Origin of the sequence: Nocardioides sp. Iso805N, from assembly GCF_000364605.1 — a bacterium.
GTDB lineage: Bacteria > Actinomycetota > Actinomycetes > Propionibacteriales > Nocardioidaceae > Nocardioides.
Genome location: NZ_KB822578.1, coordinates 378,974 through 402,843 on the forward strand (window position 1 = coordinate 378,974; position 23,870 = coordinate 402,843).

Genomic DNA, 23,870 nt, shown 5'->3' on the forward strand with positions numbered 1-23,870 from the left:
CGACATGACTCTCGACACCGGCGCGGCCGCCAAGGTCCTCGGCGGCCTGCGTCCCTATCCGGTCGCCATCACCACCGTGGACGGCGGCGTGGCGAACGGCCTGATGTCGCTGTCAGCGGGCGCAGCGAGCATCATCCCCGAGGCACCCCGTGCCACGATCAGCCTGACGAAGTACAACCTCACCCACGACATGGTGACCGGGTCGGGGATCTTCGTGATGCATCTGCTCAGCGCGGAGGACGACCAGATCGAGAAGTCGCTGGAGATCCTGATGACGCTCGGCGGCAGCTCGGGCCGCGACGGCGACAAGATCGGCAAGCTGCGGACCCGGCAGGGTCTCTCCGGTGCGCCTGTGCTGCTCGACGCCCACAGCTATGTGGAGGCTCGGGTCACCGGCACCCTCGATGTCCAGGAGAGCTCGATCTTCGTGGGCGACGTGATCGCTGCCGAGATCCTCAACCCCGGTCGCCGGCTGCAGATCGGCGAGGCCTGGGAGAAGCTGCCGGCCGAGTGGATCGAGCAGTACGACGCCAACCACGTGCCCCAGCTCGAGAGTGCGCGCGCGCACCGCTTCACGACTGTGCTCTGACGGCGTGTCGGCGACGGTGACGACAGCAGCGCCGACGGGCTCGTGGGAGCTCCCGGAAGAGTTCGTGGCGCTGCGGGAGACGGTCCGCAGGTTCATGGCCACCGAGGTCCACCCGCTCGAGGCGACCTTGCCGCACGATGCCGCCGGCCTGCCGCGCGAGCTGCTCCTCCCTCTGCAGGCGAAGGCGCGTGCACTCGGCCTCTGGTCGTTGCAGACACCCGAGGAGCACGGCGGGGCCGGGCTGAGCGTGCTGGGCCAGGCGGTCGTGCTCGAGGAGGCCTCCAAGTGCCGGATGGGGGCGTTCTTCCCGGCCCTCGGCGCGTTCGGAGGCAATCCGCCCGCGGTGCTGTTCGGGGCCAGCGCGGAGCAGTGGGATGCGTTCGCGCAGCCGATCCTGGACGGCACCATGACCAAGGCCTACACCGCGATCAGTGAGCCGACCGGCGGGTCGGATCCGGCACGCGCGATCCAGCTCAAGGCTGTCCGCGAGGGCGATCACTACGTCCTCAACGGCGCGAAGATGTGGACCAGCCATGCCGCGGGCGCCGACTGGGGCATCGTCTACGCGCGCACCGGTGAGGGTCGCCGTGGCATCTCGGCCTTCGTGGTCGAGAGGGACACCCCGGGCCTGACCATCAACCGCATCGACGTGATGGCCTCGTTCTCGCCGTACGAGCTGCACTTCGAGGATGCGCGCGTCCCGGCCGCGAACCTCATCGGCGAGGAGGGCGGGGGCTTCGCCCAGGCGAGCTCGACCCTCGTCACCGCACGCATCCTCTACGCGGCGGGCCCGATCGGGATCGCGCAGACCGCCCTCGACATGGCCTGCCGATGGGCCAAGGACAGGGACGTGTTCGGCGGCAAGCTCGCCGACAAGCAGGGCGTCCAGTGGATGCTCGTCGACAGCGAGGTCGAGCTCAGGGCCGCTCGGCTGCTGATGTACCAGGCCGCGTGGAACGCGGACCTGGGCAAGGACGTCCGGGTCGACGCCTCGGTCGCCAAGATGTACGGCACCGAGGCGGCCCACCGCGTGGTCGACCGGTGCATCCAGATCCACGGCGCCCTGGGGCTCGCCGACGAGCTCCCCCTCGAGCGATGGTTCCGCGATCTGCGGGTCAAGCGCCTGGGCGAAGGCGCCACCGAGGTGCAGCGCGTGGTGATCGCGCGCGAACTACTGAAATGAGCAGCCGATGAAGCTCAACCTGATGTTTCCCATGCGTGCGGTCAAGCACTATCCGCGCTGGATCGCGGGCAGCAGCCTGGGGGAGGTGGCTCGGCTGGTCGAGGACGCAGGCTTCGACGGCTTCTCGATGAGCGAGCACCCCTATCCCGACAAGGCGTGGCTGGCCAACGGCGGTCACCACGCGTTCGATCCCTTCGTGGCGTTGAGCATGGTCGCGCAGGCGACGGAGCGGATCCGGGTGATCACCTACGTCATGGTCGCGGGCTACCGCAACCCCTACCTCGCGGCCAAGGCGGCGGCGAGCCTGGACCTGCTCTCCAGCGGCCGGCTGACCCTCGGCATGGCAGCGGGGTACCTCGAGACCGAGTTCGCCGCCCTGGGCGCCGACTACCAGCACCGCGGTGCCCTGCTCGACGAGGCGGTGGCGGCGATGCGCGCGGCGTGGAGCGGCGTGGAGCACCAGGGCCCGGCGTACGGCGTCAGCGGTCACGAGGCACTGCCCCTTCCTGCGCAGGTGGGCGGCCCGCCGATCTGGATCGGCGGCAACAGCCGGGCGGCCCGCCGACGGGTCGTCGAGACCGCGGACGGTTGGATGCCGATGGCCCAGTCGGCCGCGACGGCGACGATCACCAGGACACCGCCACTGGAGGACCTCGCAACGCTGCGTGCGCTCATCGCCGAACAGAACCAGCGGCGATCCGAGCTCGGCCGACCGCCGGCGGAGATCAGCTTCGTTCCGTTCGAGAAGGAGCTCCTGCGCAGCGGGGGCGTGGAGGCCTTCTCCAAGGCGCTGGCGCCGCGCGTGGAGGAGTACGCCGAAGCTGGCGTCACCTGGCTGACGATCGAGCCCACGAGCCGCTCCGTCGCGGACTTCATCGCTGACCTCGCCGTCCTCGGCGACCTGCTTCCACACGCGTAGCCGAAACAAAACTGACATCTCTGCCCACTTTTGACGGGCAATGTTGAGCAGCATCTAGCGATCTTCGTCACACTCATCTAACGTGACTGTCACTTATCGCATGTGGTTCGGAAGGGATCGCCACGATGACGCAGCACCTGGTCTTCCTCCTCCTCGGCCTCGGAAACGGCGCCGTCTTCGGAGCTCTCGCCCTCGCAATCGTCCTGACGTATCGCAGCTCTGGCGTGCTCAACTTCGCCAGTGGCGCGATCGCCCTCTACACGGCTTACGTCTATGCGTTCCTGCGCCAGGGCAAACTGCTGATCCTGATCCCGGGTCTGCCCAACAGCTGGGACTTCGGCACCGAGCTCGGCCTGTGGCCGGCGATGATCATCGCGCTGGTCGTCAGCGCCGTGGTCGGCCTCGTCCTCTATGTCCTCATCTTCCGTCCGTTGAGGACGGCACCGCCCGTCGCCAAGGCGGTGGCCGCCCTCGGCGTCTCGCTGCTCGTCAGCAGCCTGGTGGCCGAGAAGCTCGGTACGACACCGATCGCCGTGCAACCGATCTTCCCGGTGAAGGTCTGGCGGCACGGGCAGCTCATCATCTCCTCCGACCGGGTCTACTTCGCGGCCACGATCGTGGTGGTGGCCATCGTCTTGATGGCCGTCTTCCGGTTCACGAAGTTCGGCCTGAACACGCGTGCTGCCGCCGAGACCGAGCGAGGCGCCTATCTCAGCGGCATCTCACCCGACCGGATCGCGGCGTACAACTGGATGCTCAGCTCGGCCGTGGCCGGTCTCGCCGGCATCCTGATCGCCCCGATCGTGCCGCTGGTCCCCGAGGCCTACACCCTCTTCATCGTCCCGGCACTCGCCGCCGCGATCGTGGCCCGCTTCGAGTACATCGTGTGGGCGGTCCTGGCCGGCATCGCCATCGGCGCCCTGCAGTCGGACGCGCAGCACCTGCAGGTCCAGTACACCAAGCTCCCCTCGGCCGGTCTGCCCGAGCTCATCCCGCTGATCCTGATCATGCTGGTGCTCGTCATCCGGGCGCAGTCGCTGCCGGGACGCGGGGCGATCATCCTGCAGTCGCTCGGGCGGGCGCCGCGCCCCCAGCGTCTGGTGTCGACGAGCATTGTGATGGCCGTGGTCGCCGTAGCCGCTCTGGTGCTGCTGCAGGACCGGTGGCGCAACGGTCTCATCGTCACCTTCATCATGGCGATCATCGCCCTGTCGATCGTCGTGGTGACCGGCTACGCCGGACAGGTCTCCCTGGCCCAGTTGACCATCGCCGGCACGGGCGGCTTCATCCTCGGTCCGATCAGCACCCATCTGCACGTGCCGTTCCCGATCGCGCCGCTGCTGGCTGCCTTGTTCGCGGCGGTGCTGGGCGTGCTGGTCGGTCTGCCGGCGCTGCGCATCCGCGGCCTGCCGGTCGCGGTCGTCACGCTCGCGATGGCCTTCGCGGTCGAGGCGTTCTGGTTCCGCAACAGTGACTTCGTCGGCATGGCCGGCGTGTCGGTTCCTGCGCCCTCCCTCTTCGGGTGGGACCTCGGCATCGGCTCGGGCCTGGACTATCCGCGTGTCCGGTTCGGCATCCTGTGCCTGATCGTGCTGTTCGCGGTGGCGATCTCCGTGGCGCTGCTGCGACGCAGCCAGCTCGGCTCACAGATGCTGGCGGTCAAGGCCAACGAGCGCTCGGCCGCAGCGGCCGGGGTGAGCGTGGTCCGGGTGAAGATCCTCGCGTTCGGGATAGCCGCCTTCATCGCCGGCCTCGGTGGCTGCCTGCTGGCCTACCAGCAGCAGACGATCACGGCGACGTCGTTCTCCGCGATGGCCGGGCTGGCCCTGTTCGGCACGGTCTACCTGTGTGGCGCCACCTCCATCTCCGGCGGCGTGCTCGCCGGTGTGACGGCGACCAACGGCGTCTTCTTCATCCTCATCGACGAGGTCTTCTCGGCCAGTGGGTGGTACCCGGTGGTCGCCAGCGTCCTGCTGATCTTCACGGTCATCCTCAACCCCGAGGGCATCGTCGGGCCGGCCCACTCGTTCCTGGCCCGGCGCCGCGACCAGCACGGTACGGCGATGGGCTCGGCCATCGCCCGTGCCGAGGCCGAGCGGACCGAGCCGATCCCGGCGACCTTCGACCCGGAGGCCAGCGTGGAGCTGGAGTTGCGCGACGTCTCGGTCCACTACGGCGGTGTCGTCGCGGTGAACGGCGTCTCCCTCGCGGTGCCGCGCGGCGCGATCGCGGGCCTCATCGGTCCGAACGGCGCCGGCAAGACGACGTTGATCGACGCGATCAGCGGATTCGCCGCGCACACCGGCGAGGTCCGACTGGCCGGTGTGTCGATCGAGGACAAGGTGCCCCACGAGCGCATCCGCGCCGGTCTGGGCCGCACCTTCCAGGCCATCGAGCTCTACGACGACCTCAGCGTGCTGGAGAACGTGAAGGTCGGGCTGACAGCCGCCGGTCATCGCCCCGAGGCTGAGGGCGTGGCCGAGCACGGAGACGCCGATCGTCTCGACGCGACCCTGCGACTGCTCGGTCTCAACGACGTGCGTGAGCGTCCTGCGGGGGAGCTCTCGCAGGGTCAGCGGCAGCTGGTCTCGATCGCGCGGGCGCTTGCCGGTCACCCGCGCGTGCTGCTGCTCGACGAGCCCGCCGGCGGCCTCGACACGGCCGAGAGCCAGTGGCTGGGGGATCGGCTCCGGCGCATCCGTGACGCGGGCGTCACGATCGTCATCGTCGACCACGACATGGGTCTGATGCTGGGGCTGTGCGACCAGATCACGGTCCTGAACTTCGGCGAAGTCATCGCCTCCGGTACCCCCGGCCAGATCCGGGCCGATCAGCGCGTGGCCGAGGCCTACCTCGGTACTCGTGCAGAGAAGGTTGTGACGGCATGAGCAATCTCCCCGAAGACCGGCCGGAGCCGGTCGAGCTGGATGGCGTCGCGCCATCGGAGGTGTCGGCCGAGCATGCCGCGGTCGATCTGAGTGTCGATCCCGCCCTCGATCCCGCCCTCGGTCCCGCCGTCGATCGTGCCGCGGAGACGCCGGTGCTCGAGGTCCGCGGGCTGACCGCCGGCTACGGGGCTGTCACGGTCGTGCGTGACGTCGACGTACGGCTGACCGCCGGCAAGGTCCTCGCCGTCCTGGGCCCGAACGGCGCAGGCAAGACGACGCTGCTGAGCACGATGGCAGGGCTTCTCCCGCGCATCGGCGGCGAGGTCCTGGTGGAGGGGAAGGCGCTGCCCAATGCCCGGCCGGGTGCCGCCAACCGGTCCGGCCTGGTGCTCGTGTCCGACGACCGGGCTCTCTTCACCCGGCTCACGATCAGGGAGAACCTCCAAGTCGCCCACCGGCCTGGCGGGCTCGATGTCGACGGGGCGATGGACATGTTCCCGGCACTGAAGAAGCGGCTGAAGGTCGCGGCGGGCGCCGTCTCCGGCGGTGAGCAGCAGATGCTCGCGGTGGCCCGTGCGCTCGTCCAGAGGCCGAAGGTGCTGCTGATCGACGAGATGAGCATGGGCCTGGCGCCGGTCATCGTCGAGGAGCTGTTGCCGGTCGTTCGACGGATCGCCGACGAGACGGGCGCCGTCATCGTGCTGGTCGAGCAGCATGTTCACCTTGCGCTCGAGGTGGCCGACGAGGCGCTGGTCATCGTGCACGGCGACGTCCGGCTCGCCACCGCGGCCGGGGAGCTGGCGGCCCACCCCGAGCTGCTCCAGACGGCCTACCTCGGCGGTGAGGCGGTCTCGGCATAGGTCGTCTTTCCGGATGGCCTCAGTGCAGCGCGTCGGAGTGCCGGGTGAAGCCGGTCGAGATCAGCGCGAAGGCCCGATCCACCAGGTCGACCAGGGTCGCGGGGTCCTGATCAGGCTGCCAGGCGGCGAAGGACGTGGTGAGCGTGGTCGCAGCCGTGTTCGCTGCCAGAGCGGCCACGTAGGGGTCGGCGCCGGGCTGCCGCGCGGTCCACTCGTGCAACGCGATCTCGACATGGTGGTGCGCGGTGCGGTGGTACTGGTCGAGCTCAGGGTGCTGTTCGATGAGGCGGCGTCGTACGGCGATGACGTTCTCGTGCCCGGTGACGAACGCGGTGCAGACCCGGCGGAGTGCGGGCCACAGCTCCGGCGCTCCGTCTGCGTCGGCCAGCAGCTGTGCCAGCCGCTCGGCGTCGTCGGGGTCGGGATCGAAGAGCGCGGCGGCCTTGGTCGGGAAGTAGTTGAAGAACGTACGCCGCGAGACGCCGGCCTCCGCGGCGATGTCGTCGACCGTGACGGCCGCGAACCCGTGCCGTTCGACCAGGGAGAGCGCCGCGGCCTGGAGCGCGCGGATCCCTTCGCGACGAATCTGCTCGCGGTGCGGACGTGTGGACACAGGGCACAGGCTACGCAAACGCCCATTGCGCCCCCGTGTGACGCGGCTTACTCTGATTGCACTGAGTGCAAATAGGCAGGGTTGCGCCAACAGCACCAACCCTGTCGCGGCCGAAGGAGTGGCGATGACGGCAGGACAGGCTTCGCGCGGGGGTGAGTCGCGGATGCTCATCGACGGGCAGCTCGCGCACGCCGAGTCGGGGGCGACGTTCGACAACATCAACCCGGCCACGGAGGACGTGCTCGGCCAGGTCGCCGATGGTTCGGCGGCCGAGATGCAGCGGGCGATCGCGGCAGCGCGCCGCGCCTTCGACCAGACGGACTGGTCCACCAACCATGCCTTCCGCAGGCACTGCATCGAGCAGCTGCAGGAGGCGCTCGAGGCTGAGCGTGAGCTGCTCCGTGCCGAGCTCGTCGCCGAGGTCGGCACGCCCCTGGCGGTGACCTACATGGCCCAGCTCGACTGGCCGTTGGACGACGGCCTGCGCTGGCCGACCAAGGAGATCGAGCAGTTCGGCTGGGAGCGCGAGCTGCCGAGCAGCAACCTGGCCGGGATGAACAGCCGCCGCATGGTCTGGAAAGAGGCCATCGGAGTCGTCGGAGCGATCCTGCCGTGGAACTACCCGTTCGAGGTGCTGATCGGCAAGCTCGGCCCGATCCTGGCTACTGGCAACACGGTCGTGATCAAGCCGGCCCCCGACACGCCCTGGAGCGCCACCCGGGTCGGGCGCCTCATCGCGGAGCGCACCGACATCCCCGCCGGCGTCGTCAACGTCGTGACCTCCTCGGATCATCTGGTCGGCGAGATGCTGACCCTCGACCCGCGGGTCGACCTGATCTCGTTCACCGGTTCGACGCTCACCGGCAGGCGGATCATGGAGAAGGGCGCTGCCACGCTGAAGCGCACCTTCTTGGAGCTGGGCGGCAAGTCCGCGGCGATCATCCTCGATGACGCCGACTTCGCCAGCGTGGTGCCAGCCGGCATGAGCGTGTGCATGCATGCGGGTCAGGGCTGCGCGATGCAGACCAGGATGCTGCTGCCGCGCTCGCGCTACGACGAAGGCGTCGAGCTGATCACCGCTGCGATGCAGCACGTTCCGTGGGGAGATCCGACCGACCCGAGCATGCTGATGGGGCCGCTGATCAGCGCACGTCAGCGTGACCGTGTCACCGGGCTGATCCGGACCGGCATCGAGGAGGGTGCGAAGCTCGTCGTCGGTGGTCCGGACCGCCCAGCGGGCCACGACAGGGGCTTCTTCGTGGAGCCGACCCTCTTCGTCGACGTCGACAACGCGATGAGGATCGCGCAGGAGGAGATCTTCGGACCGGTGCTCGCGGTCATCGCCTACGACGACGACGAGGACGCGATCCGGATCGCCAACGACAGCGCCTACGGCCTCTCCGGCGCCATCCACGGTTCGACCGATCGGGCGATGGCCATGGCGCGGCGGATCCGCACCGGCTCGCTCGCGGTGAACGCCAGCATCTGGTACGGAGCCGACTCGCCGTACGGCGGCTACAAGAACAGCGGCATCGGCCGCCAGAACGGCGTCGAGGGCTTCGAGCAGTACCTCGAGACGAAGGCCGTCTCGCTCCCCGCAGGCTGAGCGCCGGCGGCTTCACAACATCCCAACGAAGGAGCATCACTGTGACGGATCGTCTCGAGGGCAAGGTTGCGTTCATCACCGGTGCGGCACGCGGTCAGGGTCGCAGCCACGCCGTCCGATTGGCGCAGGAAGGTGCGGACATCATCGCGATCGACCTGTGCGAGCAGATCGAGTCCAACCCGTATCCGCTGGCTACGCCAGAGGACCTGAAGGAGACCGTGCGGCTCGTCGAGGACCTGGGTCGTCGCATCGTGGCCAGCAAGGCCGACGTACGCGAGCGGGGACAGCTGCGGAACGCGCTCGAGGCCGGTATCGCCGAGCTCGGCCGCGTCGACATCGTCGTGGCCAACGCCGGCATCCTGCCGATGGCGATGGGCGACCCGGACCCCCTGGACTTCGTCGACGCCACCGACGTCGACCTGGTCGGCGTGATGAACACGGTCGCGGTCGCGGTCCCGCACCTGGGGGAGTACTCGTCGGTCATCGTGACCGGATCGACAGCCGCGATGCTGCCCAACACGACCGACAACCCGGCGATGGGCCCCGGCAGCGCCGGCTACGGCTGGTCGAAGAAGACGCTCATCGGCTACACCGAGCAGATGGCGCTACACCTCGCCCCACGCTTCGTCCGGGTCAACTGTGTCCACCCGACGAACGTCGATACGGACCTGCTCCACAACGACGGCATCTACCAGCAGTTCCGGCCCGATCTGCCGCACCCGACGCGCGAGGACGCCGAGCCGGCATTCAACGTCTTCCAGGCGATGCCGATCCCGTACGTCGAGCCGGTCGACGTCTCGAACCTGGTGCTCTTCCTCGCCTCCGACGAGGCCCGCTACATCACCGGCCAGCAGATCCGGGTCGACGCCGGATCGCTGCTCAAGTTCCCGCACGGACCCGGCAACTGACCGCTCCCAGCGACGGAGGACGAGCGAGCGGGTGGGAGCACGTCGACGTGCTCCCACCCGCTCGGCGCGAGTGTGGCTCTGTTCCGAGCTCGCTCAGCTCTGCGTCGTCGTGACGACACCCATGCCGGTGATCCACTCAGGCACGGGCTCGTAGGCGACGACCTCCATCGCGGTGTCAGCCGCGGCGACGGCGGCGATCCACGTGCGGACCTCGTTGGCGCCGACGCCTGCCGGTGCGATGTCCTCGGCGGTCATGCCTGCCAGGCTCTTCGGGTCCTCGGTCAATTGGCGCAGGAAGGCGTGATCCCACGCAGGGTTGATCTTGTCCTTCGCGGCTGCCCTGCCGGCCTCGTTCATGGCGAGCCGCTCCTCGTCGGACATGCCCGCGGCCGGCACCTCGAGGCTGGGCGGCGAGTGGGAGAGGCCACCGGATCCGACGTACAGGACCTTGAGGCCGAGGCTCGCGAGCTCCTCGCCGACCCGACGGCCCAGCGCGTAGGCACGCCCGGGGTTGCCCAGCGGCGGGGTCGCACAGTTGAGGTAGATCGGGATGACCGGGACCGTCGGCAGGTCACCGATGAGGTGGGAGTAGGTCTGGCCGAACCCGTGGTCGAGGGCGACCCTGCGGACGGCCGTGACGTCGAACTCGTGGCCCAGGAGGGCCTCGACGAGGTGTTCGGCGGTCTGGGTGGGTACGTCGTAGCTGCCCTCGGGGGAGCCGAGGTCGCCGAGACCGTCGGCGTTGAGCATGACGGCGATCGCCGGCACGGAGTCGACGAAGGCACGACGGTGGTCGCTGCCGAAGAAGACCACCAGGTCGGGGGCGAACTCCGTGACCCGGCGGCGGGCCTCGTCGATGCCGGCGCGGAACGTGTGGCCGAACTCGGCAGTCACGTCACGTCCCATGCCGGGACTGTGGGACGCGCACACGACCATCGTCGCCGCGGATCTCTCAACCATGCGCCACCTCCGGTGCTTCTGACGATGTGATGACTCCTGGTGAGGCATCATATCGAGCGTTGAGCAGCCTTGAGTCTACGACCGCGGATGCTCCGACGCCAGGTGATCTGACGTCAATGTCACCTCTAGTCATACATCAGCCCGCCGTCGACGAGGAGCGGCACGCCGGTCACGAAGGCGGCCTGGTCGGAGAGTAGGAAGACCACCGATCGGGCGACCTCCTCGGGGGAGGCGATGCGGCCCATCGGGATCATGTCGCTCCACTGCTGTTGAAGCTCGGCAGGGAAGGAGCGGATCCCCTCGGTGCCGACGGTGCCGGGGCAGACGGCGTTGACGCGGATGCCACGACGGGCGTACTGCAGGGCGACGTTCTTGGTGAGCCCGACGACGCCGTGCTTGGCAGCGGTGTAGGCCGCCATGCCGGGCGCGTTCTTGAGGCCGGCGTTGGACGCGATGTTGACGATGGATCCGCTGCCGCTCATCCGGCGCAGCTCCTCGCGCAGGCAGAGGAAGGTGCCCCGCAGATCGACAGACACGACCCGGTCCCAGGTCTCCACGTCCAGGTCGACGATGTCTCCCGGGTGGTCGGCGATGCCCGCGTTGTTGACCGCGAGATCGATGCCTCCGAGCACGCGAGCCGCATGGTCGAAGAGCGCGACCACGGACGCCTCGTCGGCGACGTCGCAGACGGTGGCGGAGGCGGTACCCCCAGCGGCCGTGATCAGCTCAGCGGTCCGTGTTGCGGCGCCCTCGTCGAGATCGGAGACCAGCACGCGTGCGCCCTCCTCTGCGAGGCTCAGCGAGATGGCACGGCCGATGCCGGCGCCAGCACCGGTGACGACCGCCCTCTTGGCGTTGAGCAACATGTGGCTCTCCTTGTCGGTGAAGGTCATGCGTTGGGTCGTGATGGGACGGGAACAGACAGAGGTGGCCGTCATCCGGCGTGGATGACGGCCACCTCTTCGTGACGCATTCGTCAGCTGCCGAGCTGCTCGGCAGCTCAGCCGATCAGCTGGTCGGCAGCGAGTAGAGCGTCGGGTCGGCCGGGACCAGCTGGTAGTCGGTCAGCGTGCCGTCGGCCTTGGCGGAGGCCAGGATGCCGTCGGCGCTGCACTCGTTGGGTGAGAGCGACATCTGCTTGCCGTCGCACTGGAACTTCGCGCCGGCCGCCAGCGGGTAGGTTGTCGCCGGGGCGGACTTGATGGCCGCCGCGATCCCGCTCGCTGAGGTGTCGGTGACCTTGGCAGCGTTGAGGGCGTTGATCAGGCCGAGCATCGGCGAGTAGCCCTGGGCACCCAGGATCGTGGCCTTGCCCCCGTCGCCGTACTTGCCGACGACCGCGTTGAAGAGCTTGGTCTCCGAGTTGGCCGGATCGAGGTCCGAGGTGGTGACGACCTTGACGCCGGCGTACCCGCCGGGAATCGTCTGCGCCCCGGCTGCCGACATGCACTGCGAGATCGCGATGATCTGTGCCTTCGGGTCGACGGTCTTGATCGCCTGGATCGCCGGCGTGCAGAAGCTGTCGTTGCCGAACACGTGGTAGAGGCCCGGCTTCCCGGCTGACGCGGCGGTGATCTGCGGCGTCATGTCGGCGGTGCCCGGCGGGACGGCGGTGACGGTGAGGTCGATCCCGGCGTTCTTGTAGAGCGCCGTGCCGACCTGACGTGCCGGGCCCTCGGCTCCGGGGACGGCGATGACGACCATGTCGGCCTTGGTCACGCCGAGCTGCTTGCCCTCGGCGGCAGGGACGCCGAAGTAGGACAGGCCGTTGAAGAGCGAGAAGACGTAGGGCGCGGTGAGTGCGGACTGGGTGCTGGCGCTGCCCGCGACGAGCGGGATCTTGGCCGGCGAGAGCACCTTCACGGTCTGGTCGATCTCAGCCAGCGTTCCCTCCACCACGGCGGAGGCCCCGGCGGTGACCATCTGGTTGGCGCAGTCGGTGGCGGCGGCCGGGTCCTGGTGGGACTGACAGACCTTGACCACGATCTTGTGGCCGTTGATGCCGCCGAGATAGGCGTTCGCGTAGGCCGCAGCGGCCTGGGCGCCCTTGTACTCGTCGGTGTCGTCCAGCGCCGCACCCTTGCCGTCACTGATCACGCCGATCGTGACGGGCGATCCGGTCGCCGCGTTCGCGGTGCCCAGGACGGCGTCGCCGCCGTTCTTGGCGTTGTTCCCTCCGTCGCCGGCGCTCGCGGTGTCGTTGTTGCTCGAGCCGCAGGCGCTCACCGTGAGGGCCAGGACGGCAGGGAGCGCGACCCACCCGAGCCGACGACTCATTCTCGAAACGTGCATTGCTTCTCCTCTGCGAAAACTTCGCGGGCGGATGCGGTGGGCACCGCGGGTCAGTGAGGCCCGAACCTCGTTTTCGGCGGCGAGAACCTCGCTACCAAAAAAGAACAAAGCGTCAGAAACCCTGACGTGAGTGATCCTGACATGACGTGCATCACACTGGCAAGGGGTGGGGCGATTGTTGCGGGACAAAATCGTCCGGGCGACCCGCTTGAGTGCGGATCGTGCGGAGGTGCGCCGCCCATCGACGTTCCTCCGGGGTGCGCCAGTGCGCCTTTTCTTGCTCGCAAGAAGGGAACACCGGTGTCAGGTTGGCTGCCGGGAACGCTCACGCGAACAGTGCGACGAACCGCCAATCGAGCACCGGCCGAGCCTCGGCGGCCCCGGCGTGGGCGGAGACCAGCGAGCGCAGGTGAAGGGCAGTGCCCTCCGCCAGGGGTTGGGCGGCGATGACCTCGATCAGGCTGGTCAGGGTGTCGCCCTCGGTGACCGGTCCGGTGTGGTCGCACGACTGCCAGCCCAGGACGGTGACCAGTTCGGGGAAGGCGCGGGTGGCCTGTGCGAGGGCGAGGCTGATCGTGTGCCCGCCGTACACGAGGCGCGTGCCGCTGACGCGCTCGTCGTGATGGACGGCGGCGATGTTGAGGGTCAGGCGTGCCAGCTCCGGGGCGGAGGAGACGACGTCGCCGGAGACCGCGAACCGCTCACCGACCAGCTCGGCTGCTGGTCGCGTCCCGGGCCGGCGGAGCGGTGCGAGGTCCCAGCCGTCCGGCACTGTCCAGGTCGGGTTCGTGGAGGGGCCGATCGTGGACAGGTCCTGATGGGGGATGGTGCGGTCGGGGTCAGGCGCCCCGCCCAACGGCAGCATCGCGCAGCGGTAGAAGTCCAGAATGGCGCGATCGTGCTGATCGACGCAGGTGACCCGCAGGGCGGCGAGCCCCGTCGCTGCACGGCCCGGCCGCTCGGCGTTCTGGCGCAGCCCGACCACCTCGGCGCGGGTGCGCAGCGTGTCCCCGACATGGGCCTGGCGATGGAAGCGCAGGCCGCGGTAGAAGAGGTTCGCCTTGACGTGGTGGGTCGCCAGCGTCGACTGGCCGATCGCGACGTCCCATGCCAGGGCAGGACTGGCCAGCGGCGCCGCGGCCCCGGTCACCCTGCTGGAGAGCGGGTGGTCCAACGGCAGACGGAGGCGCTCGCCGCTGATGGCGCGGTGGGTGCTTGCCAGGCCGTCGGTGAGGGTGAGCGAGGGTGCGGAGTCGAAGCTCATCCCGACCTCGAGCTCATCGAAGTAGGGTCCGCCGACCTGCGTCGTCATGGGTTCCTCCCGTCGCGGAAGCGCGTCAAGAAGATGACGCACATGTCACACGATAGGGGACAACTGGCTCAATTCACGGTCAGAACGGTTGACCATGGATGTCAGATTGCGACAGGATCGCCGCATGAGCGACCTCAGCCCCGAAGAGTCCTCCCTCGTCGCCCTCGTCCATGACTTCGTCGATCGCGAGGTCAAGCCGGCCGTCCGCGACGTCGAGCATGCGAACGAGTACCCCGAGAAGTGGATCGAGCTGATGAAGCAGATCGGCATCTACGGGCTCGCCGTGCCGGAGGAGTACGGCGGTTCACCTGTCTCGATGCCCTGCTACGTCCGGGTGACCGAGGAGCTCGCACGTGGCTGGATGAGCCTCGCCGGCGCGATGGGTGGCCACACGGTGGTGGCCAAGCTGCTCGTCCTGTTCGGCACCGAGGATCAGAAGCGCACCTATCTGCCGCGGATGGCGACCGGCGAGCTGCGCGCCACCATGGCCCTGACCGAGCCCGGCGGTGGATCGGACCTGCAGGCCATGGCCACGGTGGCCCGCCACGACGGCGACGAGCTGGTCATCACCGGCGCCAAGACCTGGATCAGCAACGCGCGCCGTTCTGGCCTGATCGCGCTGCTGTGCAAGACGGACCCCGATGCCACGCCTCGGCACAACGGCATCTCGATCGTCCTGGTCGAGCACGGTCCCGGACTGACCGTCTCGCGCGACCTGCCCAAGCTGGGCTACAAGGGCGTCGAGTCGTGCGAGCTCTCCTTCGACGGCTACCGCACGCCGGCCGCGCAGGTGCTCGGTGGCGTGGAGGGTCACGGGTTCGGGCAGATGATGAAGGGACTGGAGACGGGACGGATCCAGGTCGCGTCCCGCGCACTCGGTGTCGCCGCAGCCGCTCTGGAGGACGCGCTGGCCTACGCCCAGGAGCGGAGGAGCTTCGGCAAGCCGATCTACCAGCACCAGTCGATCGGCAACTATCTCGCCGACATGGCGACCAAGCTGACAGCGGCGCGGCAGCTCACCCTGTATGCCGCCGAGCAGTACGACGCAGGCAAGCGCTGCGACATGGAGGCGGGCATGGCCAAGCTCTTCGCCTCGGAGACGGCGATGGAGATCGCGCTCAACGCGATGCGGATCCATGGTGGCTACGGCTACTCCACCGAGTACGACGTCGAGCGCTACTTCCGCGACGCGCCCCTGATGATCGTGGGCGAGGGCACCAACGAGATCCAGCGCAACGTCATCGCGAGCCAGCTGGTCGCGCGCGGAGGCCTCTCCTGACCCGCTCGCGCGAGGCCGCCGTCCTGCTGGACCTGCTGACCCGTCGCTACAGCTGCCGTGCCTACCTCGACCGTGAGGTGCCCCGCGCCGACATCGAGCGGATGCTCGCTCTCGCGCGATTGACGGCGTCGTGGTGCAACACCCAGCCGTGGGAGCTCCATGTCACCGGTCCTGCCGCGACCAGGCGACTCGCAGAGGCCCTGGGCCGCGCGGCGCGCGCGGGCGTGCGAAGCGCCGACCTGCCGTGGCCGGCCGCCTATGAGGGTGTCTATCGGGAGCGGCGGCGGGAAGCCGGATACGGCCTCTACGCGGCGGTGGGGGTGGCACGTGACGACGCCGAGGCCCGCGCGCGACAGGCGATGCTGAACTTCGAGTTCTTCGGTGCGCCCCACACCGCGATCATCACCTCGGATCGCGACCTGGGCACGTACGGCGCCGTCGACTGCGGCGCCTACGTGGCGAACCTTCTGCTGGCCGCGGAGAGCCTCGGGATCGCGGCGATCGCCCAGGCCGCGATCGCATCCGTGTCAGGCGTCGTCCGCGAGCAGCTGGCACTACCCGAGAGCCGGGTCGTGGTCTGCGCCGTGTCGTTCGGGTATGCCGACCACGATCACCCGGTCAACGGCTTCCGCACGACGCGGGCGAGCCAGGACGAGACCATCCACTGGGTCGACTGAGCGTCGCGGCCGATCGAGGGATGCGGGCCTCGCGCCACGGTGCGAGGCCCGCATCCTCACTTCGCGAACAGGGAGCTCGCGTCGATCGGGGAGTAGGTGGTCGGCGTACCGTCCGTCGCCAACGTGGTGATCTGCGCGCCGACCGAGCAGATCCCTGGCAGACCCGGAACGGCGGTGCCGTCACAGCTGAACGTGAGGCCGCCGCCGACGGGCAGCTTGACGTCCTTGGCATGCGTGATGGCGTTGGCGACGACCGTCGGGGTGACAGCCCCTGAGGTGACCCCCGCCATGATCCGCGCGAACCCGAGGACCGCGCCGTAGCCCTCGACCGCACCGGAGTCGGTCGCGTTCGCCGCGGCGGTGTCGGGGGAGTAGCGCTCGAGCACCGCCCGGTAGAGCCGGTACTCCTCGTCGGAGGGGCTGAGGTCGCTGATCGCGGACACGGTCACCCCGCGCCAGCCGCCGGGTATCGAGGTGGCGGAGGCCTTGTTCACGCACTGCGCCACGACGTACTTCCTGCCGTCGAAGCCGAGCGACTGTGCTGCCTTCAACGCCCCGGCGCAGATCGCCGAGTCACCGAACACCAGCAGGGCATCGGCGTGGCCGGAGAGCGCGCTCCCGATCTGCGGGCTGAGGTCGGCCGTGCCCGGGTCGACCGGCACCATCGTCATGCCCACGCCTGCCTTGGTGAAGGCGGCCTTCCCGATCGAGTCGACGCCCTGGATCACCGCCGGGATGTTCATACCGATCACGGCGACCTTGGTGACGCCCTGTTGCTTGGAGTAGGCGGCGAGGCCGCCGAGGAAGGACGCGATGCTGCCCGTCATGCTGTAGGCGCCGGGCGTGGTCAGCTCGGGCGAGGTGGTGCCGCTGAACGCCAGGTAGGGGATCCCGGCCTTGGTGACCACCGGGACGATGGAGGGCCCGACGCCCGTCAGGTCGTTGAGGACGACGGGAACGCCGTCCTTGACCATCTGGTTGGCGCACTCGGTCGCGGTCGCAGGGTTCTGCTGGGTCGTGCAGATGTCGAGCGAGATGGGGTGCCCGGCGACGCCGCCCAGGTGCTCGTTGACGTACCTGACCGCAGCCTCGGCGGTCTGCTGCAGGGCGGTGAAGTCGATGGTGCTGCTCTTGCCGTCGGTGATGTAGCCGATCTTGAGCGGTGCGCCGGTCGCGGCCTTGGCGGGACCGAGGACGGCTGGGTCCGACGTCGGGTCGCTGCCCGAGGACGTATCGCTTCCGCACGCGGCGAGCGCGGCCGCCGCGACGAGGCACACGGCGCCCGCCGCGATCCGTCGAGACAGGGGAGTGGCTGAGATGGTCAAGCGAACCTCCTGGTTGGGTGTGTGGCTCCGAGGCTCATGCGAATCGGTCGGGCATCGCCTGCCCCCACTCGCGAGAGCCCGCCTCGCCGCGCGCCCAGCGGGGGACGACGAAGATGCCCTCGGCCTCCACGGTCGGGCCGTCCGCGTCGACGAGATGGCCGGCGACGAACGTCTTGAATCCCTCGACGCGCTCGATCCAGCCCTCCGCACGCAGCGTGCCCAGAGGGGTGCCGCGCCGGTAGCGCAGGGTCAGGGTGCCGGTCATGCCGGGCTTGCCGCCCGCGGCGGCCGCGTCGCCGAGGATCTGATCCAGCAGCAGCGCCGACACCCCGCCGTGCACGAGGCCGGAGGGCCCCTCATACGCGGCGCCGAGGTGGAACTCCGCGCTGACCCGGCCGCTGTCGTCGTACTCGATGACGAGCGGAGGAGCGATCGCGTTGCGCACCCCGACCACGGGATTGCCCCAGAAGCGCGCGCTGCCGGCGGCGACCCGTTGCCCGTACGAGCCGGGCATCTGGCGCGCCTGCAGCCGCGCTGCGATCGCCGCGATCTCGCGGTGCGCGCGACGCAGCTCGTCGTCGTCGACCTCGGTGCGGACGGTGGCGTCGACCAGCTGGCGGATGCTGTCGGTGAGTGGCGCCAACAGCGGACGGTGGTACTCCGGGACGACGGCGTCGGGCCCTGCGACCGATGGACGTGCCGCGACCTTCTCGGCGTCCCTCATCGACCCTGCCAGATCGGGTCACGCCTCTCCGCGAAGGCGCGCGGGCCCTCCTTGGCGTCCTCCGACCGGGCGATGAGCGGCAACAGGCTGCTGGTCATCGCCCAGCCTGCGGCCTCCCTCGGGCGGCTGCCATCGGGCTCCTGCGCCAGCGCGATCTGCTTGGTGACCTGGACGGACAGGGGTGCGTTGGCGGCGATCGCGGCCGCGAGGTCGAGGGCTGCGGTAAGGACATCCGCGGCCGGCACCACCCGGTTGACGAGGTGGAGCGCCAGGGCCTCGGCGGCGCCGATCGGCTCGCCGGTCAGGAGCAGTTCCATCGCCACCACCGGGGGCAGCTTGTCGATGAGCCGGAAGGCTCCACCGGCCCCGGCGACCAGGCCGCGCTTGACCTCGGGCAGACCGAAGGTGGCGGTGTCCGCCGCGACGACGAGGTCGCTGGCGAGGACGAGCTCGGTGCCGCCGCCCAGCGCCGGACCGTTGACCGCTGCGATGGTGGGCTTGCTGATGGCATGGCCGACGTAGCCGGCGAGCCCCCAGGCCTCCCGGCCCTCCGGGATGACCCGCTCGCCGCGGCTGAGCGCCTTCAGGTCCGCTCCCGCACAGAACGCCTTGTCGCCGCTGCCGGTGAGAACGACGACCCTGACGTCGGGATCCTCGTCGGCTCGAGTCAGAGCGTCACCGACCACGACACACATCTCGGCATTGACGGCGTTGCGCGCCTCGGGCCGGTTGAGGGTGATGACCATGATGTGGTCGCGGACCTCGATCAGGGCCGGGGGAGCGAGCTCGTCCGCCGTCGTCGCGCCGGCGGTCTGGTCCAGGGTCATGTCGTCTCCTTCGGGGTGCTCGCGGGGGTGAGCGGGTGGTCAGTCGCTGGAGGGCAGCGGCTTGGCCGCCTTGATGACGAGCGGGCTGCCGTCCAGCGCCAGCGAGCCGGCGCCGCCCTTGGTCGCCAGCACCTCGACCGTGTCGGCGCCGTCGACGTACCGCTTGCCGATGGCCGTGCCCTCCGAGGCGTCAGGGGAGAGGCTGAGGGCAGCGTCGGGGGTCTCGCCGTGGGCGATCATCGGGGCTCCGCCGCAACTGAGCGCTCCGGCTGTCGCTCCTGCCCGGATCACGATCACCTCCGTGTCACACACCTGGCTTCGCAGTCGTGCACCGTTCGTCAGCATCGCTGTTCCTCCTCTGGTCGTGACAAGCAGCGGTCCATCCGCAACCGACGACCTCGAAGGTAGTGCGTGTCTGACAGATTTGTCCATGAATCTCTCCCGCTAAACCTGCGCATATTGCCTACCTTGGATCTTGATATCTGACAGTCGCGGTCATATATGCTGCACAGGTGTCCAGCCCGTCGATCCTCAGCTACCTCTATGTTCCCGGCAGCGCCCCGGAGCGCTTCGCCAAGGCGGAGGCCGCGGGTGCCGGGGCCGTGATCCTGGACCTCGAGGACGCGGTGGGCGACGCAGACAAGGTCGCGGCGCGGGCACACGTGGCAGCCCACCTGCGCAGCCGGGCGGACCAGGCCGGTCCGACACCCCAGGCCTGGGTGCGGATCAACTCCGGCGACCGTGGACGCGCCGACCTCGAAGCGCTTGTCGGTCCGGACCTCGCCGGTGTGGTGCTGCCCAAGGCCGACAGTGCCGACGAGCTCGGCGAGCTCGATGCCCGGCTGACCCGCCTCGAGGCCGACCTCGGTCTGCCGCGAGGCCGGATCGCCGTCTCGCCGCTGATCGAGTCCGGACGGGGTCTGGTCGAGGTCGCCGCGATCGCCGCCGCCCCGCGCGTCACCTTCCTTCAGCTCGGCGAGGTCGACCTCGCGGCCGACCTGGGTCTCGAGCCGAGCCTCGACGAGCGCGAGCTGCTCTACGCCCGCAGCCGCGTGGTCGTGGCGAGCAGCGCCGCCGGGATCGCGCGTCCGGTGGCTCCCGTCTCCACCGAGTTCCGAGACCTGGGTTGGTTCACGGCCTCGACCCAGGCGCTGCGACGTCTCGGCTTCTTCGGTCGGGCCTGCATCCATCCGGCTCAGCTCGCAGCCGTGGCAGAGGTCTTCGCCCCGACGGCGAAGGAGCTCGGTGCGGCCCGCGACGTCCTGCACCGGCTGGATGCCGCCGGCGGAGGCGCTGCGGTCGATGCCGCCGGCCGGATGATCGACGAGGCCGTTGCCCGTCAGGCGCGGCGCATCCTCGCCGTAGGCACCGTCGCGGCTCCGACCGCGCACGAGGCTGTTCCCACTTCCACGAAAGGCGAGCACCATGGCACTGGCCATCTCTGAGGACCACGAGGCACTCGCGGAGGTCGCGACGGCGCACCTCGAGCGGGTCCGGGCCCGGGCAGCAGCGCGGGCGACACTCGACGCCGATCCCTCGGCGACAAGCCTGCCCGACTTCTGGTCGGCGACGGCCGCTCTCGGCTGGCTGGGACTGCACCTGCCGGAGAAGCACGGGGGCTCGGACTACTCCCTGTTCGAGGTCGCCGTCGTTCTCGAAGCGCTCGGCCACGACGTCACCCCCGGCCCGTTCCTGCCGACCGTGCTGTGCTCGGCGGTGGTGGCCGCCTGTGCGGACGAGGCCGTCGCCGGCGAGCTCCTTCCCGGCCTGGCCGACGGTACGACGGTCGGGGCGCTCGGTCTCGGCGAAGGGCTCGTGCTCGACGACAGCGGGCGGATCAGCGGGACCTCGACCGCCGTCCTCGGAGCGCCCGATGCTGACATCCTCGCGCTGGTCGTGGGCGAGGACGTCGTGCTCCTCGACGCCGACGCGGCCGGAGTCGCCGTTCGTGCCCAGCGGGGGATCGACACCACCCGGTCGATCGGGGCGGTCGGCCTGGACGCCGTGCAGGTGGTCCCGGGTCGACTCCTGAAGGGGGCTGCTCGGCGCGCTGTCACGATTCTGCGCGTCCTCGCTTCGGCCGAGGCGGCCGGGAGCATGCGGGCGTGCCTGGACATGGCGGTGGACTACGCGCAGCTGCGCGAGCAGTTCGGCCGCACGATCGGCTCGTTCCAGGCGGTGAAGCATCACTGTGCCAACATGCTGGTCGACCTGGAGCTCTCGGTCGCCTCCGCGTGGGACGCCGCCCGGTCGGCCGATCTGGACGACGCGTGGTTCGCGGCCTCGGTCGCGGCGGTCCACGCCGTACGCGCGCAGACCCAGCTCGCCCGGCTCAACGTGCAGCTCCACGGCGGCATCGGGTTCACCTGGGAGCACGACGCGCACCTCTACCTGCGTCGAGCGGCGACCGTCGCTGCGCTGCTGACCGATGGCCGCGACCCGTCCCTCGACGTCCTCGCCGCCTACCGCGACGGTACGGCGCGAGGTGTTTCGTTCGAGCTCCCGGCAGAGGCCGAGGTGTTCCGGGCCGACGTGCGGGAGGTCGCCAGCACGCTGGCCGCTCTTCCCGAGGGCGAGCGCCGCGGCCACCTCCTCGACAGCGGCTACCTGGTCCCGCACTGGAGCCGTCCGTGGGGACGAGCCGCCTCCGTCGTGGAGCAGCTCGTCATCGAGGAGGAGCTGGCCGGGGTCGACGTGCCCGATCTCGGCATCTCCGGCTGGATCGCCCTGACCATCTCCCAGGAGGGGACCGCCGACCAGCAGGAACGCTGGATCGATCCGGTGCTGCGTGGCAGCTCGCTGTGGTGTCAGCTCTTCAGCGAGCCCGGCGCCGGTTCGGACGCGGCCGCCGTACGCACGTCGGCCAAGCGGGTCGAGGGTGGCTGGCGCGTGACCGGGCAGAAGATCTGGACCAGCTTGGCGATGAGCTGCCAGTGGGGCCTGGCCACGGTCCGCACGGATCCGTCGGCGCCCAAGCACGCCGGGGTGACCATGATGGCGATCGACCTCAGCTCGCCCGGCGTGGAGATCCGCCCGCTGCGTGAGCTCACCGGCGAAGCGCTGTTCAACGAGGTGTTCCTCGACGACGTCTTCGTCCCCGACGCTGATGTCGTCGGCGGGGTCGGCGAGGGTTGGAAGGTCGCCCGGGCGACGCTCGGCAACGAGCGTTTCTCGATCGGCGGTGGCAGTGGCTCGATCGCCTACGGCCCACGCCAGCTGGTCGAGCTGATCGACCGCCGACCCTCTGCCGCGGCGCACCTTCTGCACGAGGCAGGGTCGGTGCTCGCCGAGGCGCACACCCTGCGGCTGCTCAACCTGCGGCAGGCGACTCGTGCCATGGCCGGTGGCCGGGCGGGTCCCGAGGCCAACATCACCAAGCTGGTGAAGGCCGAGCACTCGCAGCGCATCACCAGCCTCGGGATGAGCATCGCCGGCACCGCCGCGGTGATCGGCGAGGATGCCGAGCTCGAGGAGCAGTACCTGTTCGCGCGTTGCCTCACGATCGCCGGCGGTACCTCGGAGATCATGCGCAACACCATCGCCGAGCGCCTGCTCGGTCTGCCCCGTGACCCGCTGACGAGGTGATGACGTTGACCGAGCTTCCCCTGGACGGCATCACCGTCGTGAGCCTCGAGCAGGCCGTTGCGGCGCCGTACGCCACCCGTCAGCTCGCCGATCTCGGGGCGCGGGTGATCAAGGTCGAGCGCCCCGACGCCGGCGACTTCGCCCGCGGCTACGACGAGACGGTGCATGGCCAGTCGAGCTACTTCGTCTGGCTCAACCGCTCCAAGGAGTCCCTGACGCTCGACCTCAAGGACGCCGAGGGGCGCGCCGTCCTCCAAGAGCTGCTCGACGGGGCCGACGTCTTCGTCCAGAACCTCGGTCCTGGTGCGACCGCACGGATGGGACTGAGCGCCGATGACCTCGCGACCTCGCACCCGCGCCTGGTGGTCTGTGACATCAGCGGGTACGGCGCCGACGGTCCGTGGCAGGCGCGGAAGGCCTATGACCTGCTCGTGCAGGCCGAGGCCGGCCTGCTCTCGGTGACCGGCTCCGGCGACATCGTCACCAAGGCCGGCATCTCGGTTGCCGACATCGCCGCCGGGTCGTTCGCCTACTCGGGGATCCTCGCCGCGCTGTTCACTCGGGCGACCACGGGGCGGGCGCGCGCCGTGCGGGTCTCGCTCTTCGAAGCGCTGGCCGAGTGGATGGGATCGCCCGCCTACTACGCGCGCTACGGCGGCAGCAGCCCGCTCCGTACCGGGGCACGACACGCGACGATCGCGCCGTACGGACCGTTCGTGGCCGGTGATGGTGAGACGGTGCTGCTCGCGGTGCAGAACCAGCGCGAGTGGGTCCGGCTCTGCGAGGAGGTCCTCGAGCTGCCAGGCCTGGCGATCGATCCGCGGTTCACCAAGAACTCCGACCGGGTGGCGAACCGCGGCGATCTCGAGTCGATCATCGCCGCCGGCGTGGGCGCCTACACCTCCGGTGAGCTGGAGGCTCGGCTGGAGCAAGCGGGTGTCGCCAACGCCCGGATGAACACGATGGCCCAGCTGTGGGACCACCCCGTGCTCGCCGAGCGCAAGCGCTGGCGCGAGGTGGCCACCCCGGGCGGTCCGGTCGAGGCGCTGGTGCCACCTGCCACCCTCGACGGCGTCGAGCCGCGGATGGATGCCGTCCCCGCGCTCGGCGAGCACACCCGGGCGATCCTGACCGAGCTGGGGCGCACGCCGGAGGAGATCGAGCGGCTGGTGTCGCGGCGTTGAAGTCCTCGGTCGACGACGCGGCACGTGGTGCCGACGGCAGCCTCTCGTTGGACCACGAAGGTCTCGTGAGGGAGCAGGACCGGATCTCGCGATGACGTGGCAAGGCCGGGTAGCCCGTGCGGGCGACCCGGCCCTGACC

The 23,870-nt window shown here is 69.7% G+C and carries 21 protein-coding genes; 12 read left to right on the forward strand and 9 right to left on the reverse strand.

All coding sequences use genetic code 11. The features are described from left to right. The first annotated feature begins 4 nt into the window (after nucleotides 1–4). The 5 genes from H036_RS0111665 to H036_RS0111685 all read left to right on the forward strand — a co-directional run bounded on the left by H036_RS0111665 (nucleotide 5) and on the right by H036_RS0111685 (nucleotide 6,439). The gene (locus H036_RS0111665) at nucleotides 5–589 is read left to right on the forward strand and encodes a flavin reductase family protein (protein WP_017934967.1); all 585 of its coding nucleotides are present in this window, start codon (nucleotides 5–7) and stop codon (nucleotides 587–589) included. Nucleotides 590–593: 4 nt separating this feature from the next. After that, nucleotides 594–1,772 (forward strand): acyl-CoA dehydrogenase family protein, encoded by a 1,179-nt coding sequence (locus H036_RS0111670; RefSeq protein ID WP_017934968.1) that lies wholly within the window; start codon nucleotides 594–596, stop codon nucleotides 1,770–1,772. A gap of 7 nt (nucleotides 1,773–1,779) precedes the next feature. Continuing rightward, entirely contained in the window at nucleotides 1,780–2,691 is a 912-nt protein-coding gene (locus H036_RS0111675) for an LLM class F420-dependent oxidoreductase (RefSeq protein ID WP_017934969.1), read from the forward strand. A 125-nt stretch (nucleotides 2,692–2,816) separates the two neighbouring features. Next, nucleotides 2,817–5,579 (forward strand): branched-chain amino acid ABC transporter permease/ATP-binding protein, encoded by a 2,763-nt coding sequence (locus H036_RS0111680; protein WP_017934970.1) that lies wholly within the window; start codon nucleotides 2,817–2,819, stop codon nucleotides 5,577–5,579. Then, on the forward strand, nucleotides 5,576–6,439 hold the full coding sequence (locus tag H036_RS0111685) for an ABC transporter ATP-binding protein (protein ID WP_017934971.1): 864 nt from the start codon (nucleotides 5,576–5,578) through the stop codon (nucleotides 6,437–6,439). Before H036_RS0111680 ends, H036_RS0111685 begins: the two co-directional genes overlap by 4 nt. A 19-nt stretch (nucleotides 6,440–6,458) precedes the next feature. On the opposite strand, the gene H036_RS0111690 is transcribed toward H036_RS0111685, so the two are convergent. Continuing rightward, a complete protein-coding gene (locus H036_RS0111690; RefSeq protein ID WP_017934972.1) occupies nucleotides 6,459–7,052 on the reverse strand; it encodes a TetR family transcriptional regulator in 594 nt (197 codons plus the stop codon). Between the two features lie 124 nt (nucleotides 7,053–7,176). Between H036_RS0111690 and H036_RS0111695 the strand changes: the two genes are divergently transcribed. Both H036_RS0111695 and H036_RS0111700 read left to right on the forward strand, forming a co-directional pair. Next, nucleotides 7,177–8,658 carry an aldehyde dehydrogenase family protein gene (locus H036_RS0111695; RefSeq protein ID WP_026145980.1) on the forward strand — a complete coding sequence of 494 codons (1,482 nt, stop codon included), beginning with the start codon at nucleotides 7,177–7,179 and terminating at the stop codon, nucleotides 8,656–8,658. A gap of 41 nt (nucleotides 8,659–8,699) precedes the next feature. After that, nucleotides 8,700–9,566 (forward strand): mycofactocin-coupled SDR family oxidoreductase, encoded by an 867-nt coding sequence (locus H036_RS0111700; RefSeq protein ID WP_017934974.1) that lies wholly within the window; start codon nucleotides 8,700–8,702, stop codon nucleotides 9,564–9,566. A gap of 93 nt (nucleotides 9,567–9,659) precedes the next feature. Here the strand turns inward: H036_RS0111700 and H036_RS0111705 are convergent, their stop codons facing one another. The 4 genes from H036_RS0111705 to H036_RS0111725 form a co-directional block, all read right to left on the reverse strand. Then, nucleotides 9,660–10,577: a 3-carboxyethylcatechol 2,3-dioxygenase gene (locus tag H036_RS0111705; protein WP_332308793.1), complete on the reverse strand. Its 918-nt coding sequence runs from the start codon at nucleotides 10,575–10,577 to the stop codon at nucleotides 9,660–9,662. A 74-nt stretch (nucleotides 10,578–10,651) separates the two neighbouring features. Further along, nucleotides 10,652–11,419, reverse strand: a complete 768-nt coding sequence (locus H036_RS0111710) for an SDR family NAD(P)-dependent oxidoreductase (RefSeq protein WP_017934976.1) — start codon at nucleotides 11,417–11,419, stop codon at nucleotides 10,652–10,654. Between the two features lie 115 nt (nucleotides 11,420–11,534). After that, entirely contained in the window at nucleotides 11,535–12,803 is a 1,269-nt protein-coding gene (locus H036_RS0111720; RefSeq protein ID WP_017934977.1) for an ABC transporter substrate-binding protein, read from the reverse strand. Between the two features lie 340 nt (nucleotides 12,804–13,143). Continuing rightward, complete coding sequence (locus H036_RS0111725) at nucleotides 13,144–14,130, reverse strand: hypothetical protein (RefSeq protein WP_017934978.1); 987 nt, start codon at nucleotides 14,128–14,130, stop codon at nucleotides 13,144–13,146. 124 nt (nucleotides 14,131–14,254) lie between these two features. Between H036_RS0111725 and H036_RS0111730 the strand changes: the two genes are divergently transcribed. Both H036_RS0111730 and H036_RS0111735 read left to right on the forward strand, forming a co-directional pair. Continuing rightward, a complete protein-coding gene (locus H036_RS0111730) occupies nucleotides 14,255–15,409 on the forward strand; it encodes an acyl-CoA dehydrogenase family protein (RefSeq protein ID WP_017934979.1) in 1,155 nt (384 codons plus the stop codon). 35 nt (nucleotides 15,410–15,444) lie between these two features. Beyond that, nucleotides 15,445–16,086 carry a nitroreductase gene (locus tag H036_RS0111735; RefSeq protein WP_269745922.1) on the forward strand — a complete coding sequence of 214 codons (642 nt, stop codon included), beginning with the start codon at nucleotides 15,445–15,447 and terminating at the stop codon, nucleotides 16,084–16,086. Between the two features lie 56 nt (nucleotides 16,087–16,142). Here the strand turns inward: H036_RS0111735 and H036_RS22640 are convergent, their stop codons facing one another. The 4 genes from H036_RS22640 to H036_RS0111760 are packed head-to-tail and all read right to left on the reverse strand — an operon-like array spanning nucleotide 16,143 to nucleotide 19,307. Then, nucleotides 16,143–17,411, reverse strand: a complete 1,269-nt coding sequence (locus H036_RS22640; RefSeq protein ID WP_036488095.1) for an ABC transporter substrate-binding protein — start codon at nucleotides 17,409–17,411, stop codon at nucleotides 16,143–16,145. Between the two features lie 34 nt (nucleotides 17,412–17,445). Then, entirely contained in the window at nucleotides 17,446–18,135 is a 690-nt protein-coding gene (locus H036_RS22645) for a PaaI family thioesterase (RefSeq protein ID WP_017934982.1), read from the reverse strand. Then, complete coding sequence (locus H036_RS0111755; protein WP_017934983.1) at nucleotides 18,132–18,962, reverse strand: enoyl-CoA hydratase-related protein; 831 nt, start codon at nucleotides 18,960–18,962, stop codon at nucleotides 18,132–18,134. Before H036_RS0111755 ends, H036_RS22645 begins: the two co-directional genes overlap by 4 nt. Nucleotides 18,963–19,001: 39 nt before the next feature. Further along, the gene (locus H036_RS0111760; protein WP_017934984.1) at nucleotides 19,002–19,307 is read right to left on the reverse strand and encodes a hypothetical protein; all 306 of its coding nucleotides are present in this window, start codon (nucleotides 19,305–19,307) and stop codon (nucleotides 19,002–19,004) included. 167 nt (nucleotides 19,308–19,474) lie between these two features. Here H036_RS0111760 and H036_RS0111765 point away from each other — a divergent pair, with 167 nt between their 5' ends. Genes H036_RS0111765 through H036_RS0111775 form a run of 3 tightly spaced genes read left to right on the forward strand, consistent with a single transcriptional unit; the run spans nucleotide 19,475 to nucleotide 23,731 of the window. Continuing rightward, on the forward strand, nucleotides 19,475–20,407 hold the full coding sequence (locus H036_RS0111765) for an HpcH/HpaI aldolase/citrate lyase family protein (protein WP_017934985.1): 933 nt from the start codon (nucleotides 19,475–19,477) through the stop codon (nucleotides 20,405–20,407). Beyond that, nucleotides 20,388–22,547: an acyl-CoA dehydrogenase gene (locus H036_RS0111770; RefSeq protein WP_017934986.1), complete on the forward strand. Its 2,160-nt coding sequence runs from the start codon at nucleotides 20,388–20,390 to the stop codon at nucleotides 22,545–22,547. The genes H036_RS0111765 and H036_RS0111770 overlap by 20 nt, the downstream gene beginning before the upstream one ends. Next, the gene (locus H036_RS0111775) at nucleotides 22,547–23,731 is read left to right on the forward strand and encodes a CoA transferase (RefSeq protein ID WP_017934987.1); all 1,185 of its coding nucleotides are present in this window, start codon (nucleotides 22,547–22,549) and stop codon (nucleotides 23,729–23,731) included. Before H036_RS0111770 ends, H036_RS0111775 begins: the two co-directional genes overlap by 1 nt. Nucleotides 23,732–23,870: the final 139 nt, after the last annotated feature.

Coding starts and splice junctions, on each gene's coding strand:
- H036_RS0111665 (WP_017934967.1), top strand. CDS start 5: ATGACTCTCGACACCGGCGCGGCCGCCAAGGTCCTCGGCGGCCTGCGT.
- H036_RS0111675 (WP_017934969.1), top strand. CDS start 1,780: ATGAAGCTCAACCTGATGTTTCCCATGCGTGCGGTCAAGCACTATCCG.
- H036_RS0111680 (WP_017934970.1), top strand. CDS start 2,817: ATGACGCAGCACCTGGTCTTCCTCCTCCTCGGCCTCGGAAACGGCGCC.
- H036_RS0111685 (WP_017934971.1), top strand. CDS start 5,576: ATGAGCAATCTCCCCGAAGACCGGCCGGAGCCGGTCGAGCTGGATGGC.
- H036_RS0111695 (WP_026145980.1), top strand. CDS start 7,177: ATGACGGCAGGACAGGCTTCGCGCGGGGGTGAGTCGCGGATGCTCATC.
- H036_RS0111705 (WP_332308793.1), bottom strand. CDS start 10,577: ATGATGCCTCACCAGGAGTCATCACATCGTCAGAAGCACCGGAGGTGG.
- H036_RS0111710 (WP_017934976.1), bottom strand. CDS start 11,419: ATGACCTTCACCGACAAGGAGAGCCACATGTTGCTCAACGCCAAGAGG.
- H036_RS0111720 (WP_017934977.1), bottom strand. CDS start 12,803: ATGAGTCGTCGGCTCGGGTGGGTCGCGCTCCCTGCCGTCCTGGCCCTC.
- H036_RS0111725 (WP_017934978.1), bottom strand. CDS start 14,130: ATGACGACGCAGGTCGGCGGACCCTACTTCGATGAGCTCGAGGTCGGG.
- H036_RS0111730 (WP_017934979.1), top strand. CDS start 14,255: ATGAGCGACCTCAGCCCCGAAGAGTCCTCCCTCGTCGCCCTCGTCCAT.
- H036_RS22645 (WP_017934982.1), bottom strand. CDS start 18,135: ATGAGGGACGCCGAGAAGGTCGCGGCACGTCCATCGGTCGCAGGGCCC.
- H036_RS0111755 (WP_017934983.1), bottom strand. CDS start 18,962: ATGACCCTGGACCAGACCGCCGGCGCGACGACGGCGGACGAGCTCGCT.
- H036_RS0111760 (WP_017934984.1), bottom strand. CDS start 19,307: ATGCTGACGAACGGTGCACGACTGCGAAGCCAGGTGTGTGACACGGAG.
- H036_RS0111770 (WP_017934986.1), top strand. CDS start 20,388: ATGGCACTGGCCATCTCTGAGGACCACGAGGCACTCGCGGAGGTCGCG.
- H036_RS0111775 (WP_017934987.1), top strand. CDS start 22,547: ATGACGTTGACCGAGCTTCCCCTGGACGGCATCACCGTCGTGAGCCTC.